Consider the following 12,610-nt stretch of genomic DNA (forward strand, 5'->3'; position numbering starts at 1 on the left):
AGCCGCCTCGCAGGGACGCGTGGTCCCGCCTTACGCCGCGTCGGCGGGCGCGGCCTTGCGCGGCCCGGCCGCCGCCTTCTCCACCGTCTTGGGCTCGAACGGGCACAGGTCCGCGATCAGGCAGGCGGGGCAGTCGGGCGCGCGCGCCTTGCAGACGTAGCGGCCGTGCAGGATCAGCCAGTGGTGGGCGTGGCGGCGGTAGCGGTCGGGCACCACCTGTTCGAGCCCGAGCTCCACCTCCAGCGGCGTCTTGCCCGGCGCGAGCCGGGTGCGGTTGCCGACCCGGAACAGGTGGGTGTCCACCGCGATGGTGGGCTCGCCGAAGGCGATGTTGAGCACCACGTTGGCGGTCTTGCGGCCGACGCCCGGCAGCAGCTCCAGCGCCGCGCGCGACGGCGGCACCGCGCCGCCGTGCTCGGCGATCAGCCGCTCGGACAGCGCGATCACGTTCTTCGCCTTGGTGCGGAACAGGCCGATGGTGCGGATGTGCTCCCGCACCCGGTCCTCGCCCAGCGCCACCATGGCTTCGGGCGTGGCGGCCGCCGCGAACAGGCCGCGGGTCGCCTTGTTGACGCCCACGTCGGTGGCCTGCGCCGACAGCACCACGGCCACCAGCAGCGTGTAGGGGTTCACGTACTCCAGCTCGCCCTTGGGCTCGGGATCGCGGGCGTGGAAGCGGCGGAAGATCTCCTCCGCCACGGCGGGCGTCAGCCGCGCCGGGGCGGCGGTGGCGCGGCGCGGACGCGCGGTCTTCGGGGGGCTCTGGCGAGGCGGCATGGACGGGTTATACTGAGGCCATGGCCCCTCCCGCCAGCCCTGAGCACGCGGCCGACCTTCAGGTCTTCGCCGCCGAGATCACGCCGCACCGCTCGCTTGGGCGCCGCGGCGCGCTGATCCTCGTGGCGGGCTTCGGGATCGTCTCCGCCGCCGTGAGCCTGCCGTTCGTCCTCATGGGCGCCTGGCCGGTGGTGGGCTTCTTCGGCCTCGACGTGGCCCTGCTGTGGCTGGCGCTCCGGGCGAGCTTCGCCCAGGCCCGCGCCTGCGAGCGCATCGCGCTCACCTATGTGGAGCTGACCATCGCGAAGATCACCCACCGGGGCGAGCGCCGGGAATGGCGCATGAACCCGCTCTGGACCCGGATCGAGAGCGAGACCGACGACGAGTTCGGCATGACGCGGCTCGCGGTGCGGGAGCGGCGCATGGCGGTGGACGTGGCGCAAGCGCTGTCGCCTCCGGAGCGGGCCGAGTTCGCCGACGCCTTCGGCGCGGCGCTGGCCACAGCCAAGGCCGGGCCACGGCGCGCCGTGGACTGAGCCGCCGTCGCTTTCGGGTGGCGGACGCCCGGTGCGCCCGCCATGCTCCGCCTCCGTTTCCCGGAGACCGCCATGCCGCCCGCCCCGACCCTGACCGCCCTCGCCTCCGTGGAGCCCGCGCCGTCAGATTACGACGTGGTGCGGCGCGCGCTGGAGCATCTGACGACGCGGTTCCGCGACCAGCCCTCCACGGAGGAGGTGGCGGCGGCGGTCGGCCTGTCGCCCTCCCATTTCAACCATGTGTTCCGGCGCTGGTGCGGGCTGTCGCCCAAGGCCTTCCTGCAGGCGGTGACCCTCGATCGCGCCCGGGGCCTGCTGCGGCGGGAGGAGGCCAACCTGCTGGACGCGGCCTACGAGCTCGGCCTGTCCGGTCCCGCGCGGCTGCACGACCTGTTCGTGACCCACGAGGCCATGTCGCCGGGCGCCTTCAAGGCCGGCGGCGCGGGGCTCGACATCCGCTGGGGCGTCGCGCCCTCGCCCTTCGGCCTCGCGGTGCTGGCGGCGACGGAGCGCGGCCTGTGCGGGCTCGGCTTCGCCGACGACGAGGCCGGCGTTCCCGCCGCGCGGGACGATCTCGCCGGCCGCTGGCCCGCGGCGCGACTGATCCGCGACGACGCCCATGTGGCGGCCTTCGCGGCGCAGGCCTTCGACCCCGCCGAATGGCGTCCGGACCGTCCGCTGCGGCTGGTGCTGATCGGCGCCGACTTCCAGGTGGAGGTGTGGCGGGCGCTGCTGTCGATCCCGCTCGGCCAGGCCACCACCTATGGCCGGCTGGCGGAGACGCTCGGCCGGCCGAAGGCGGCGCGGGCGGTGGGCGCCGCGGTCGGGCGCAACCCGATCTCCTTCGTGGTGCCCTGCCACCGGGTGGTGGGCGCCTCCGGCGCGCTCACCGGCTACCATTGGGGCCTGACCCGCAAGCGCGCCATGCTCGGCTGGGAGACCGGCGACGCAGGCCGCGGGTCCGCCGCGCCCTGACGCCTTACGCCGTCGGCGCGATCTCCACCCGCGAGAGGCCGCCGCCGTCTTCGGCCATGGCGTAGATCAGGAACTGCGCCGTGCCGATGTTGACCTCCTCGATGCTGGTGGGGTCGACGCCGTCGAGCCGCATCAGCATGGAGCGCAGGGCGTTGCCGTGGCCGACCAGCAGCGCCCGGCCGCCGGCCGCCACCACCGGCGCGATCTCGCGCTCGTAGAACGGCCACACCCGCGCCGCGGTGTCGGCGAGGCTTTCGCCGCCGGGCGGCGTCTCGTGGTAGGACTTGCGCCAGATGCGCACCTGCTCGGTCCCGAACCGGGCGCGAGCCTGGGTCTTGTTGAGGCCCGCCAGCTCGCCGTAGTCGCGCTCGTTCAGCGCCGCGTCCCGCACGGTGGCGAGGTCCGGCTGGCCGATCTCGTCGAGAATGATCCCGAGCGTCCGCTGGGCCCGCCGCAGGCCGCTGGTGAAGGCCCGGTCGAAGCGGAGGCCCAGCCCGCGCAACGCCTGTCCCGCGGCGTGCGCCTCCGCCACGCCGCGGGCCGTCAGGTCCGGGTCGCGCAGGCCGGAGAACAGATCCTGCTCGTTGTCCGCGCTCTGCCCGTGCCGGACAAGAACCAGAAGGCGCTTCATCGTGGTCATGGCGTCCTCGCCCGGCGGCGCGCCGGCTCGCAGCGGGCGCCGGCGAACGAGCCCTTGGCCCGCCTCGCGCCCTCCGCTCCGTATGTAAGCCGTGGCGCGCCGGGGAGGGCGCGGCCCGGCGTCACATTGGTCCAAGGGCTGAGACGCGGGGCGCGGCGGCGGGCGCGGCTTCGTCCTCCGGCAGCGTCACCCGCTCCGCCTCCAGCAGCCCGAGACGCCCGCCGCCTGCGGTCAGCCGCTGGATCAGGACATAGGGCTCGCCCATCACCGGCGACGGGGCGGAGACGATCCTGAGGTCGCCGCAGCAGAGCGTCCAGTCCACGTGGCGGTGGCCGTGCATCACCAGCAGGCGGTCGGCGTGGGGCTTGAGCTGGCGCAGGAACCAGCTGCCGTTGATCAGCGCGGTGCCGATGCGTTCCGACAGCGAGCGCGTCGGGCGCGGATATTCGGTGAGGTGGTGGTGCAGCGCCACGATCCACGCGGCGGAGGGGTAGGCCTTCAGGATGGCGTCCACCCGCCGCTCCTGCTCGGCCGGCATCAGGCCGAGCGCGTTGGTGAAGGAGAAATGGGTGTCGGCGTTGGAGTTCAGCAGGATGACGCCGAGCCCGTCCGGCGTGGCGGGCGGCGTCCACATGGGGAACGCCTCGTCCCACACCGCGCGGACGTCCCGGGCGCGCTTGCCCCGCCCGGTGCGCAGGAAGGTGCGGATGGCCGCCTCATGCGGCTTCAGCCATGCGGACAGCGTCGGCGCCTCGCCCGCCTCCGGCGGCGGGCCGACGCGGACCCGGTCGCCCTGAAGCCCCGCCAGAAGCGCGAGCGCCCGCAGCTGGCGCAGCCGCTTGCCGGGCGAGAACGGCAGGTCGAGACGGGCCGGGTTGGCCCGGTCCACCACGTTGACGTCGTGGTTGCCCGGCAGGAACAGCATCCGCCCTTTCAGCGCCGGGTGGCGATCCAGCGCCTCGAGCAGCTCCGCCCATTCGGCGGAGCGTCCGGCGTCGGTCATGTCGCCGGTGACGAGGATCAGGTCGAGCGGATCGGCCGCGTCCGCCCGCGCCAGCGCCGCCAGCACGTCCGCGAGCCGCCCGTTGCCCTGCGGCCCCTTGCGGCCGCATTCGATGCGGAAGCCGAAGCGCTCGCCCACCGTGTGCAGGTCGGACAGATGCGCCACCCGGAGCGGCCGGACGCCGTTTCCGGGTTCCGGATCGCGGCGGGTGAGCGTCACCGGCTGGCCCATGGCGGCGTCGGCCCAGCCCCACACCAGCGCCGCGACCGCCACGTAAAGGCCGAACAGCACCACGCTGTTCGAGAACGCCGCGCCCAGCAGCGCCAGCGGATCGGCGAGCTCCCGCCACGATCCGATCCAGCGCGAATGGGGCCAGGCGAGAAAGGCCGCCGCGGCGGAGACGGCGGACATCAGGCCTGCGGCGGCCAGCGCCGTGAAGCGTCCCACCCGCGCGCCGTCGCGCTTCAGATAGAGCGACAGCCGGCGCGCCAGGAAATGCCGCATCGCCTCCCGGCACAGCACGAAGCTCGGCTGAACGGTGAGCGCGTTGAGCGACCAGAAGCTGCGCTCCGCCAGCCGGAAGGCGGGCCTGAGCCCGAGCGCCGCCAGGCCGAGCAGGCCGGCGAGGACCGCCACCGGCAGCAGGCCGGTGACGAGCTGCGTCGCGCTGTGGGACGCCGAGGACAGCCACGCCGTGATGAGCAGCGGCGCCGCGCCCAGCAGCAGGCAGGGCAGGCCGAACAGCAGCACGCTCGCCAGCAGCAGCTTCGGGATGCTGATCTCCACCAGCACCCAGCCCGCGAGCGAGGCCAGCGACCAGAGCTTGGTGCTGGAGGCGTCGTCCTCGATGTCGCCGCGGCGGGGGTCGTTCAGGAACGGCATGCGCTGCGCCCGGGCGTCCGGTTTCAGGAACGCCCATCATGCCCGAAGCGGCGCGCCGGAACAGGCGTCCCGGCGCCTCATGGTCAGCGGCGGTCGTCGTCCTCGTCGTCGGCGTCGTCGCGCTTGAGCTGCTTCAGCTTGGCGAACACGCTCTCCACGTCGAGCTCGCGCTCCTCCGCGCCCGCATCCTCGGCGGTGGTGATCTCCGCCGGCAGCAGGGTGTCCTCCTCCTCGCGGCGCAGCACCGCGTCGGGGTTGGCCTTGGCGGCCTTGGAGACCTCGAAGTCCAGGTCGATCTGCGAGCACAGGCCGAGCGTCACCGGATCGGACGGCGTCAGGTTGGCCGCGTTCCAGTGGGTGCGGTCGCGGATCGCCGCGATGGTCGACTTGGTGGTGCCGACGAGGCGGATGATCTGGGTGTCCTTCAGCTCCGGATGGTTGCGCACCAGCCAGAGGATGGCGTTGGGGCGGTCCTGCCGGCGCGAGACGGGGGTGTAGCGCGGCCCCTTGCGCGGCTTCACCGGCGGCAGCCGCACCTTGGAGACCGCGAGCTGCAGGCGGTGGTTCGGATTGTCCTGGCCGCGCTCGATCTCCTCGCGGGTGATCTGCCCGGAGGTGATGGGATCGAGGCCCTTGATGCCCTGGGCGGCGTCGCCGTCGGCGACCGCCTTCACCTCGAGCTCGTGCAGCTTGCAGAAATCGGCGATCTGGGCGAACGACAGCGACGTGTTCTCGACCAGCCAGACCGCGGTCGCCTTCGGCATAAGCGGCGCGTTTGACATGGGTGCGATGCTCCTCTCGCTCCGGCCGCCGGTTCGCGGCGGAGCCCTGACCATATATCGATGATGGGGGTTCTCCCCTGTATAGGGACTGCGTCGGCGGCGCGCAACGCGGTCGTGCGCCCTCCGTCCATCGGCGGCTTGCGCCGGGGCGTCCCGATGCGGCACGGTCCGCCGTCCCGCAATGACGGATGAGGAGACGGACATGTCCCTGTTCGACGACGACCGGCCGGCGCGACCCGCGGCTGATTCGGCCCACCAGATCGGCCAGCCGCTGGACCGGCTGTCGGTGGACGAGCTCAACGCGCGCGTGGCGGCCCTCCGGAGCGAGATCGCCCGGCTGGAGGCGGCGATCTCCGCCAAGTCCGCCCATCGGGACGCCGCGGAAAGCGTGTTCCGGAGCTGAAAAGCGCCAAATCCCTCAGGACCGAACGCCTCCGGCGGGTTGGAAACGTTGCGTTAACCTTTCCGGATCATGAATCGGGGCGTCCAGCTTTCTGGATTTCGAGTGGGTCCTGTCCACTCTGTATGACGCCTCCCTGTCATTCGACTTCAGGCCGCCCTTCGCAGGCGGCCTTTTTTCGTCGCGGCCGGTTAACCATGCGCGGGTCTCCGCCGTGGATAACGGCGCGGTTGGCCCGGTGATTGCCCGTTTCCTCGCGTTGATGCCATGCTGTGCGGCGGCTAAGTCTGTCGCCGGCCAAAGCGCCGATGAAAGGGCCAGATCCATGAACGACAGGTGGGAGCGCGTCGAACCCCAGGACGCGCCGGTTTCGTTCGGGGCGCGGCTCGTGGGCTCCGCCGCCTTCACCGCCCTGTTCCGGGAAGGCATGGCGCTGGTGGAGGAGACCGCGGCCTATCTCGACGGCGACGGCCGCGCGGAATCCCGCCTGTTGGGCCGCTCCGAATCCATCGCCTACGCCACCGAGAGCATGCGGCTGACCACCCGCCTGATGCAGATCGCCTCGTGGCTGCTGCTGCAGCGCGCCGTGAACGAGGGCGAGATGTCGTTCGACCAGGCGCGGGAGGAGAAGCTCAAGGTGCGCCTCTCGCCCATGACCTCCACCCTCGCCGCCGACATGCTCGGCCGGCTGCCGGAGCGCCTGCGCGACCTGATCGAGCGCACCGCCCGCCTGCAGGAGCGGGTGCAGATCCTCGACGTGCAGCTCGACGGCGCGGTGATGGTGGAGACGCCGGTGCGCCACCCGCTGGAAGGCCAGATGGAGATGCTGCGCCGGGCCTTCGGCGGCTGACGGCGGACGGGGCGGGGAGAACCGTCCCGTCCCGATTGCGGCGCGGGCCGGGCTCGCGCATGCTTCCCCTCATGACCGCCGCGCCGCGCCGCTCCTATGAAGCCGGGCATCGCCCGAAGTTCCTCGTCGTGGTGGACGACACCGAGGAGTGCGGCCGCGCGGTCTACTTCGCCGCGCGGCGCGCCGGCCGCGTGGGGGCGACGCTGGCGCTGCTGTCGGTGGTCACGCCCGGCGAGTTCCAGCACTGGTTCGGCGTCGGCGACGTGATGCGCGAGGAAGCGGAAGCCGCGGCCCGCGCCCATCTCGCCCGCGTGGCGGCGCACGCCCGCGAGGTGGCCGGCGTGGAGCCGGAACAGGTGGTGCGCGAGGGCGATCGCGCCGGCGAGCTGGCCGCCCTGATCGAGGACGACGAGGACATCGCCCTGCTGGTGCTGGCCGCGAGCCCCGGGCCGGAGGGGCCGGGCCCGCTGGTCTCCGCCATCGTCGGCAAGGCGGCCGGCGCCTTCCCGATTCCGGTCGCGATCGTGCCCGGCGGGCTCACCGACGCCGAGATTGACGCGCTGGCCTGACGCCGCCGGTCACGGCGAGCCAGGGGAGACGCGAGGACCGCCGTCAGCCCGCGGCGGCGGCCTTGGCGCGTTTGCGGACCGGCGCCGCCTTGGGGGCCGGCGCCGCGGCCTGCTCGGCCGCGTCCCGCGCCAGGCGGGCCTCTCTCAGCCGGGCCGTCTTCGCGTCCCGTCGGGCGGTCTCCTGGTCGATGATCGCCCGGGCGGCGCGGGTCGTGGCGTCGCCCTTGACCTCAGCCTTCGATGGCTTGAACAGGCTTTCTTTCGTCAGCTTCAGCATCGAATGTCCCTTCTGAAACGAAAAAAGGCCGGGCGAACGCCCGACCTTCTCCCACTCGCCTCAACCGCCCGCGCCAGTACATCCGTGGTCGCGGGCCGGAAGCGATATCGTCACGCCGCCTGGATGTTTTCGGCGGCGCTTTTGCCCGAGCGGCGATCCTGCACCACTTCGAACGAGACCTTCTGGCCTTCGACGAGGGTGTGGAGGCCGGAACGCTCGACGGCGGAGATGTGGACAAAAACGTCCGTCGCGCCGGTGTCGGGCTGGATGAAGCCGTAGCCCTTCTGGGTGTTGAAGAACTTCACGGTGCCGTTGATCATGACGATTTTCCTTAAATCGACACAGTTTCTCGATCGCCCGACCGTATGCCGAGCGCTGCGACTAGATCGATTTTGAAAGGAAGTTCGCCGTCGCGTTTGAAACGCGTAACAAATTTCAACGAGCAAGATCGATGAACACTACATAGCCTATGGGAAACGTCTTTTCAAGGTCGCTCCTATAGGCCGATGGTCCCCCGCCGGCCGGGCGGCGGGGGACCATCGCGGATCAGTAGCCCGGAAGGGTGAAGGTGGAGGGCAGCGGCCAGCGCTCGAAGCCGCCGGGGCCGCGCGTGGGGGTCGAGGACTGGTAGACGGCGGAGGTGTCGTAATTGGCGCGGCTGTTGGGGCGCGCCACCGTGCGGGTGTTGAGGTAGTTCGACTGCTTGGTGATGGTGATGGCGACGCCGCTCGACGCGGAGCGGCGCTCGGACGACTGGGCGGCGGCGGGCGACATCTGGACGGCGGACAGCAACGCGGCGGCGGCGAGAACGGCGAGGGCGCGGGACATGACGGGGCTCCGGGCGTGAAAAGAGGCGCTTGGCTCTAAGAACTGGCGGAGATCCCGCCGTCATCAATAGGCGTCGGCGCGCCATGATGATTGATTTGCCGGCCGTTTGGCGTCATCAGAGCGGCGCGGCGGAGCGCCGCAGACACGAGGACGCCGGCGCGTCCCTCAAAAAGCCTTCGCGCCGGCGATGGAGCTGAACATGGGTTATCGGATCGCCATCGTCGGCGCCACGGGCAACGTGGGCCGCGAGATGCTGAACATCCTCGACGAGCGGGAGTTTCCGGTCGACGAGCTCGTCCCGCTGGCCTCGCGCCGGAGCCTCGGCACGGAAGTGTCGTTCGGCGACCGAACCCTGAAATGCAAGGATCTGGCGACCTTCGACTTCACCGGGATCGACATCTGCCTGATGTCGGCCGGCGGCGCCGTGTCCAAGGAGTGGTCGCCGAAGATCGCCGCCCAGGGCGCGATCGTGATCGACAACTCCTCCACCTGGCGCATGGACCCGGACGTGCCGCTGGTGGTGCCGGAGGTGAACGCCGACGCGGTCGCCGGCTATGCGAAGAAGGGCATCATCGCCAACCCGAACTGCTCCACCGCCCAGCTCGTGGTGGCGCTGAAGCCGCTGCACGACGCGGCGACCATCACGCGCGTGGTGGTCTCGACCTACCAGTCGGTCTCCGGCGCCGGCAAGGACGCCATGGACGAGCTGTGGAACCAGACCAAGGGCATCTACGTGAACCAGAGCCCCGAGCACGAGGGCGGCAAGTTCCCCAAGCAGATCGCCTTCAACGTCATTCCTCACATCGACGTCTTCATGGAGGACGGCTTCACGAAGGAGGAATGGAAGATGGTGGCGGAGACCAAGAAGATCCTCGACCCGAAGATCAAGCTGACCGCCACCGCGGTGCGCGTGCCGGTGTTCGTCGGCCATTCGGAGGCGGTGAACATCGAGTTCGAGAAGCCGCTGTCCGCCGACGAGGCCCGGGACATCCTGCGCGAGGCGCCGGGCGTGCTGGTCGTCGACAAGCGCGAGCCCGGCGGCTACGTGACCCCGGTCGAATGCGTCGGCGACTTCGCCACCTTCGTCTCCCGCATCCGCGAGGATCCGACGGTGGACAACGGCCTCGCGCTGTGGGTCGTCTCCGACAACCTGCGCAAGGGCGCGGCGCTGAACGCAGTCCAGATCGCCGAATGCCTCGCCAACCGCGGCCTGCTCAAGAAGGCGGCGTGACATGACGGAGCGCTCGCCCGAAGACGTCGAACGGCGGCTTCGGGCGAAGCGCACGAACGAGCGCCTTAAGCTCGCGGCCTCGACGTCGAACGCGGTGGGTCTCACCATCCTTGGCGCGGCGGTGCTCGTGCCCGTCACGACCGGCAAAGCGTCGTGGTTCGCAGCCCTTTGGATTCTGGCCGCTGTCGCATTACATGTGTTTGCGCAGGCGGTGCTCGGCGTCCTGCGAAGCGAGGATTAGGCGATGCAGCTCCCGCTGTGGTTTCAGCTCGCGGTGCCGATCGGCGGTCTTGCGATCGGCCTGACCGCGCTCCTCTGGGCCCGCCACGAGGCCGCCAAGTTCGACCGCCGCTACGGCAAGCGCGGCTGATCCCCCCCACGTCTGAAGCGTTGTTCCGGTCATGAAACTCTACCGCCTCCTCACCGGTCCCGACGATTCCGCCTTCTGCAAGCGGGTGTCGGGGGCGCTCAGCAAGGGCTGGGCGCTCGCGGGCTCGCCGTCGCTCACCTACGATCCGGTCCGGCAGACCGTGATCGCGGCCCAGGCGGTGACGAAGGAGGTTCCGGACGTGGAGTTCTCCGACGAGATCAAGCTGTCGGACTGGTGACGATCCGCAGCTGAGGCCGGGCCGCAGGCGTGCGTTGGCCGCCGCCCTCGATCGCCCGCAGGCTGATCGGCTGGGGCTCCGCCGAGACCGTCGGGGACGGCGCGGGGCGCACGCCGCGCATGATCGATTCCGCACGGAGCAGCAGGCCGCCGGCCGCCTCGTCCGCGCCCGCCGCCTCCAGCGTCGCCGCGAGCCTGAGGCAGCTCAGCGCCAGGTCCTGCGCCAGCGGCGCGAGGTTCGGCGCCTCCAGCGCCACAAGGTCGAGGGCTGCGGTCGCGGCCGCGCCGGCGGCGCGGATCTGCCGCCGGTCGCCGGTCACGGCCGGGGCGTCGCCGCCGTCCAGCGCCGCGCGGGCCGCCCGCGTCCAGCTCTCGCCATAGGCCCGGAGCAGGCAGCGCTGCTCGCAGGCGCGCGCCACCAGCAGCAGCCGCGCCACGTCGTCCGGCTGCGCCGCGAGGTCGGCGGTGAGGATCGCCACGCCGCGCACCAGCGCGGCCTCCGCGTCGGCGAGCGTGCCTTCGCCGTCCGCGGTCCAGTCGAACGCGAAGCGCAGGTAGCTCGCGGCCAGAGGCGCGGTCCAGCGGCTGTCATGCGTCGGATCGAGGACGTCGCCAAGCGTCATGGGGGTAAGCTCCTGCGTCATGCTGCGCCGCCGGCGGCGAAGCGCCGACGGCCATGGACGGACACTGGCACGGGCCGCTTGAAAGCGGCGTGAAGCGGCATGGGCGAAAGCGGCGCTTTGCGTTCACGCGCTGGAAAGGTGAACGGAAATCGGGCGCGAATGATCGCTTGACCCGGCGCTCTTGACCCAAGGTCGATGTCGCCGCGGGCGCCGCAACGTGGCAGATACCGCGCTGCGAAAACCTTCGGATCAGCAGGAGACGGCGATGGCGGGCGCGGGACGCTTCTTCGAGGACTTCATCGTCGGCGACGTCATCCGCCACGCGACGCCCCGCACCGTCACGCTGGGCGATCTGGCGCTGAACCAGGCGCTCTACGGCAACCGCTACGCGGTGCAGTCCTCGGACGCTTTCGCGCAAGGTCTCGGCTATCCCCGCAGCCCGGTGGACGATCTGGTCACCTTCCACGTGGTGTTCGGCAAGACCGTGCCGGACGTCTCGCTCAACGCCTTCGCCAACCTCGGCTACGCCGCTGGCCGGTTCCTGTCGCCGGTCTATCCGGGCGACACCCTGGCCTCCACGTCGGAAGTGATCGGCGTGCGGCCCACCTCCAAGGGCGACGCCGGCGTGGTGTGGGTGCGCACCCGCGGAACGCGCGCGAACGGCGAACTGGTGCTGGACTACGTGCGCTGGGTGCTGGTCCGGGTGCAGGGCGGCCGGCCGCTGCCCGATCCGGTGGTCCCGTCGCTGCCGGCGGTGGTCGACCCGGCCGAGATCGGCGGCGCCTGCCCGCGCATCGACGCCTCCGCCTGGGACGACGCGCTGTCGGGCAGCGCCCGCCGCTTCGACGATTATCAGGTCGGCGAGAAGATCGACCATGTGGACGGCATGACGGTGGAGGAGGCCGAGCACCAGCTCGCCACCCGCCTGTGGCAGAACACCGCCCGCGTCCATTTCGACGGCTATGCGCAGAAGTCGTCCAAGATCGGCCGGCGGCTGGTCTACGGCGGCCACGTCATCAGCCTGGCGCGCGGCCTGATGTACAACGGGCTCGAGAACGCCTTCCACGTCGCCGCCATCAACGGCGGCCGCCACGTGGCCCCGATCTTCGCCGGCGACACGCTCTACGCCTGGTCGGAGATTCTCGACAAGCAGCCGCTGCCGGGCCGCGACGACGTGGGCGCGCTGCGGGTGCGGCTCGTCGGCCTCAAGGATGCGACGCCGGGCGCCTTCCCGCTCAAGACCGCCGACGGCAAGGACGACCCGGCCGTGGTGCTCGACCTCGACCTCTGGGTGCTGCTGCCGCGCTGATCCCGGCGCGCGGAACGCCTCCCGTTTCTCCACGTTCGTCCCTCACGGCGAGGATGCGAGGAGAGGCGTGCATGACCAGGGCTTACGCGGTCGGCGCCAGGGTGGCGTGGTCCTGGGGCAAGGGCGAGGCCTCCGGCGCGGTGGTCGAGGTGTTCCGCAGGCGGGTCCAGCGCACCATCAAGGGCGCGCGGATCGTCCGCCGGGCGTCGGAGACGAACCCGGCCTATCTGATCGAGCAGCCGGACGGGGCCAAGGCGCTGAAGTCCCATTCCGAGCTGAACGCCGACGGCTGAGGCGGCGGCGCTTCCATCGTCGCCCTGT

General features: G+C 71.4%; 19 protein-coding genes. 11 read left to right on the top strand and 8 right to left on the bottom strand.

From position 1 onward, the window contains the following. Positions 1-30: 30 nt before the first annotated feature. Positions 31-777 (bottom strand): endonuclease III, encoded by a 747-nt coding sequence (gene nth, locus PKE85_RS13710; RefSeq protein ID WP_271205324.1) that lies wholly within the window; start codon positions 775-777, stop codon positions 31-33. A 20-nt stretch (positions 778-797) separates the two neighbouring features. Between nth and PKE85_RS13715 the strand changes: the two genes are divergently transcribed. Continuing rightward, on the top strand, positions 798-1,313 hold the full coding sequence (locus tag PKE85_RS13715; RefSeq protein ID WP_271205325.1) for a DUF2244 domain-containing protein: 516 nt from the start codon (positions 798-800) through the stop codon (positions 1,311-1,313). 72 nt (positions 1,314-1,385) lie between these two features. Then, positions 1,386-2,288, top strand: coding sequence for a methylated-DNA--[protein]-cysteine S-methyltransferase (locus PKE85_RS13720; RefSeq protein WP_271205326.1), 903 nt, complete (start codon positions 1,386-1,388; stop codon positions 2,286-2,288). A 4-nt stretch (positions 2,289-2,292) separates the two neighbouring features. On the opposite strand, the gene PKE85_RS13725 is transcribed toward PKE85_RS13720, so the two are convergent. From PKE85_RS13725 to PKE85_RS13735, 3 genes are all read right to left on the bottom strand, one after another. Then, positions 2,293-2,928, bottom strand: coding sequence for a 2,3-bisphosphoglycerate-dependent phosphoglycerate mutase (locus PKE85_RS13725; RefSeq protein WP_271205327.1), 636 nt, complete (start codon positions 2,926-2,928; stop codon positions 2,293-2,295). A gap of 121 nt (positions 2,929-3,049) precedes the next feature. After that, positions 3,050-4,813, bottom strand: coding sequence for a metallophosphoesterase family protein (locus PKE85_RS13730; RefSeq protein ID WP_271205328.1), 1,764 nt, complete (start codon positions 4,811-4,813; stop codon positions 3,050-3,052). Between the two features lie 83 nt (positions 4,814-4,896). Then, positions 4,897-5,595, bottom strand: a complete 699-nt coding sequence (locus tag PKE85_RS13735; RefSeq protein WP_271205329.1) for a DUF1013 domain-containing protein — start codon at positions 5,593-5,595, stop codon at positions 4,897-4,899. Between the two features lie 202 nt (positions 5,596-5,797). On the opposite strand from PKE85_RS13735, the gene PKE85_RS13740 reads away from it, so the two are divergent. The 3 genes from PKE85_RS13740 to PKE85_RS13750 all read left to right on the top strand — a co-directional run bounded on the left by PKE85_RS13740 (position 5,798) and on the right by PKE85_RS13750 (position 7,414). Beyond that, complete coding sequence (locus PKE85_RS13740; RefSeq protein WP_271205330.1) at positions 5,798-5,998, top strand: DUF1192 domain-containing protein; 201 nt, start codon at positions 5,798-5,800, stop codon at positions 5,996-5,998. A 322-nt stretch (positions 5,999-6,320) separates the two neighbouring features. Next, on the top strand, positions 6,321-6,845 hold the full coding sequence (rcdA, locus tag PKE85_RS13745) for a protease adaptor protein RcdA (RefSeq protein WP_271205331.1): 525 nt from the start codon (positions 6,321-6,323) through the stop codon (positions 6,843-6,845). Positions 6,846-6,904: 59 nt separating this feature from the next. Continuing rightward, positions 6,905-7,414, top strand: coding sequence for a universal stress protein (locus PKE85_RS13750; RefSeq protein WP_271205332.1), 510 nt, complete (start codon positions 6,905-6,907; stop codon positions 7,412-7,414). Positions 7,415-7,457: 43 nt separating this feature from the next. On the opposite strand, the gene PKE85_RS13755 is transcribed toward PKE85_RS13750, so the two are convergent. The 3 genes from PKE85_RS13755 to PKE85_RS13765 all read right to left on the bottom strand — a co-directional run bounded on the left by PKE85_RS13755 (position 7,458) and on the right by PKE85_RS13765 (position 8,519). Next, the gene (locus tag PKE85_RS13755) at positions 7,458-7,691 is read right to left on the bottom strand and encodes a hypothetical protein (protein WP_271205333.1); all 234 of its coding nucleotides are present in this window, start codon (positions 7,689-7,691) and stop codon (positions 7,458-7,460) included. A gap of 110 nt (positions 7,692-7,801) precedes the next feature. Continuing rightward, on the bottom strand, positions 7,802-8,011 hold the full coding sequence (locus PKE85_RS13760; RefSeq protein WP_271205334.1) for a cold-shock protein: 210 nt from the start codon (positions 8,009-8,011) through the stop codon (positions 7,802-7,804). A 226-nt stretch (positions 8,012-8,237) separates the two neighbouring features. Further along, positions 8,238-8,519 carry a hypothetical protein gene (locus tag PKE85_RS13765; protein WP_271205335.1) on the bottom strand — a complete coding sequence of 94 codons (282 nt, stop codon included), beginning with the start codon at positions 8,517-8,519 and terminating at the stop codon, positions 8,238-8,240. 199 nt (positions 8,520-8,718) lie between these two features. On the opposite strand from PKE85_RS13765, the gene PKE85_RS13770 reads away from it, so the two are divergent. The 4 genes from PKE85_RS13770 to PKE85_RS13785 are packed head-to-tail and all read left to right on the top strand — an operon-like array spanning position 8,719 to position 10,358. After that, positions 8,719-9,750: an aspartate-semialdehyde dehydrogenase gene (locus tag PKE85_RS13770; protein WP_271205336.1), complete on the top strand. Its 1,032-nt coding sequence runs from the start codon at positions 8,719-8,721 to the stop codon at positions 9,748-9,750. A 1-nt stretch (position 9,751) separates the two neighbouring features. Then, positions 9,752-9,991: a hypothetical protein gene (locus tag PKE85_RS13775; protein ID WP_271205337.1), complete on the top strand. Its 240-nt coding sequence runs from the start codon at positions 9,752-9,754 to the stop codon at positions 9,989-9,991. A gap of 3 nt (positions 9,992-9,994) precedes the next feature. Continuing rightward, positions 9,995-10,120: a hypothetical protein gene (locus PKE85_RS13780; RefSeq protein ID WP_271205338.1), complete on the top strand. Its 126-nt coding sequence runs from the start codon at positions 9,995-9,997 to the stop codon at positions 10,118-10,120. A 31-nt stretch (positions 10,121-10,151) separates the two neighbouring features. Further along, entirely contained in the window at positions 10,152-10,358 is a 207-nt protein-coding gene (locus PKE85_RS13785) for a DUF1737 domain-containing protein (RefSeq protein WP_271205339.1), read from the top strand. Here the strand turns inward: PKE85_RS13785 and PKE85_RS13790 are convergent. Beyond that, positions 10,339-11,001 carry a hypothetical protein gene (locus tag PKE85_RS13790; protein ID WP_271205340.1) on the bottom strand — a complete coding sequence of 221 codons (663 nt, stop codon included), beginning with the start codon at positions 10,999-11,001 and terminating at the stop codon, positions 10,339-10,341. The genes PKE85_RS13785 and PKE85_RS13790 overlap by 20 nt on opposite strands. Positions 11,002-11,245: 244 nt before the next feature. Here PKE85_RS13790 and PKE85_RS13795 point away from each other — a divergent pair, with 244 nt between their 5' ends. Together PKE85_RS13795 and PKE85_RS13800 are read left to right on the top strand one after the other, a co-directional pair. Next, positions 11,246-12,289 carry a MaoC family dehydratase gene (locus PKE85_RS13795; protein WP_271205341.1) on the top strand — a complete coding sequence of 348 codons (1,044 nt, stop codon included), beginning with the start codon at positions 11,246-11,248 and terminating at the stop codon, positions 12,287-12,289. A 71-nt stretch (positions 12,290-12,360) separates the two neighbouring features. Then, positions 12,361-12,582 (top strand): hypervirulence associated TUDOR domain-containing protein, encoded by a 222-nt coding sequence (locus PKE85_RS13800; RefSeq protein ID WP_271205342.1) that lies wholly within the window; start codon positions 12,361-12,363, stop codon positions 12,580-12,582. Positions 12,583-12,610: the final 28 nt, after the last annotated feature.

Source organism: Methylopila jiangsuensis, assembly GCF_027922305.1.
Lineage (GTDB): Bacteria > Pseudomonadota > Alphaproteobacteria > Rhizobiales > Methylopilaceae > Methylopila > Methylopila jiangsuensis.

What these genes read in the sequence shown, in the direction of transcription:
- PKE85_RS13795 (WP_271205341.1), top strand. Translation starts at nt 11,246, where the DNA reads ATGGCGGGCGCGGGACGCTTCTTCGAGGACTTCATCGTCGGCGACGTC.
- PKE85_RS13740 (WP_271205330.1), top strand. Translation starts at nt 5,798, where the DNA reads ATGTCCCTGTTCGACGACGACCGGCCGGCGCGACCCGCGGCTGATTCG.
- nth (WP_271205324.1), bottom strand. Translation starts at nt 777, where the DNA reads ATGCCGCCTCGCCAGAGCCCCCCGAAGACCGCGCGTCCGCGCCGCGCC.
- PKE85_RS13765 (WP_271205335.1), bottom strand. Translation starts at nt 8,519, where the DNA reads ATGTCCCGCGCCCTCGCCGTTCTCGCCGCCGCCGCGTTGCTGTCCGCC.
- PKE85_RS13730 (WP_271205328.1), bottom strand. Translation starts at nt 4,813, where the DNA reads ATGCCGTTCCTGAACGACCCCCGCCGCGGCGACATCGAGGACGACGCC.
- PKE85_RS13770 (WP_271205336.1), top strand. Translation starts at nt 8,719, where the DNA reads ATGGGTTATCGGATCGCCATCGTCGGCGCCACGGGCAACGTGGGCCGC.
- PKE85_RS13800 (WP_271205342.1), top strand. Translation starts at nt 12,361, where the DNA reads ATGACCAGGGCTTACGCGGTCGGCGCCAGGGTGGCGTGGTCCTGGGGC.
- PKE85_RS13715 (WP_271205325.1), top strand. Translation starts at nt 798, where the DNA reads ATGGCCCCTCCCGCCAGCCCTGAGCACGCGGCCGACCTTCAGGTCTTC.
- PKE85_RS13790 (WP_271205340.1), bottom strand. Translation starts at nt 11,001, where the DNA reads ATGACGCAGGAGCTTACCCCCATGACGCTTGGCGACGTCCTCGATCCG.
- PKE85_RS13750 (WP_271205332.1), top strand. Translation starts at nt 6,905, where the DNA reads ATGCTTCCCCTCATGACCGCCGCGCCGCGCCGCTCCTATGAAGCCGGG.
- PKE85_RS13720 (WP_271205326.1), top strand. Translation starts at nt 1,386, where the DNA reads ATGCCGCCCGCCCCGACCCTGACCGCCCTCGCCTCCGTGGAGCCCGCG.
- PKE85_RS13780 (WP_271205338.1), top strand. Translation starts at nt 9,995, where the DNA reads ATGCAGCTCCCGCTGTGGTTTCAGCTCGCGGTGCCGATCGGCGGTCTT.
- PKE85_RS13755 (WP_271205333.1), bottom strand. Translation starts at nt 7,691, where the DNA reads ATGCTGAAGCTGACGAAAGAAAGCCTGTTCAAGCCATCGAAGGCTGAG.
- PKE85_RS13785 (WP_271205339.1), top strand. Translation starts at nt 10,152, where the DNA reads ATGAAACTCTACCGCCTCCTCACCGGTCCCGACGATTCCGCCTTCTGC.
- PKE85_RS13775 (WP_271205337.1), top strand. Translation starts at nt 9,752, where the DNA reads ATGACGGAGCGCTCGCCCGAAGACGTCGAACGGCGGCTTCGGGCGAAG.
- PKE85_RS13760 (WP_271205334.1), bottom strand. Translation starts at nt 8,011, where the DNA reads ATGATCAACGGCACCGTGAAGTTCTTCAACACCCAGAAGGGCTACGGC.
- rcdA (WP_271205331.1), top strand. Translation starts at nt 6,321, where the DNA reads ATGAACGACAGGTGGGAGCGCGTCGAACCCCAGGACGCGCCGGTTTCG.
- PKE85_RS13725 (WP_271205327.1), bottom strand. Translation starts at nt 2,928, where the DNA reads ATGACCACGATGAAGCGCCTTCTGGTTCTTGTCCGGCACGGGCAGAGC.
- PKE85_RS13735 (WP_271205329.1), bottom strand. Translation starts at nt 5,595, where the DNA reads ATGTCAAACGCGCCGCTTATGCCGAAGGCGACCGCGGTCTGGCTGGTC.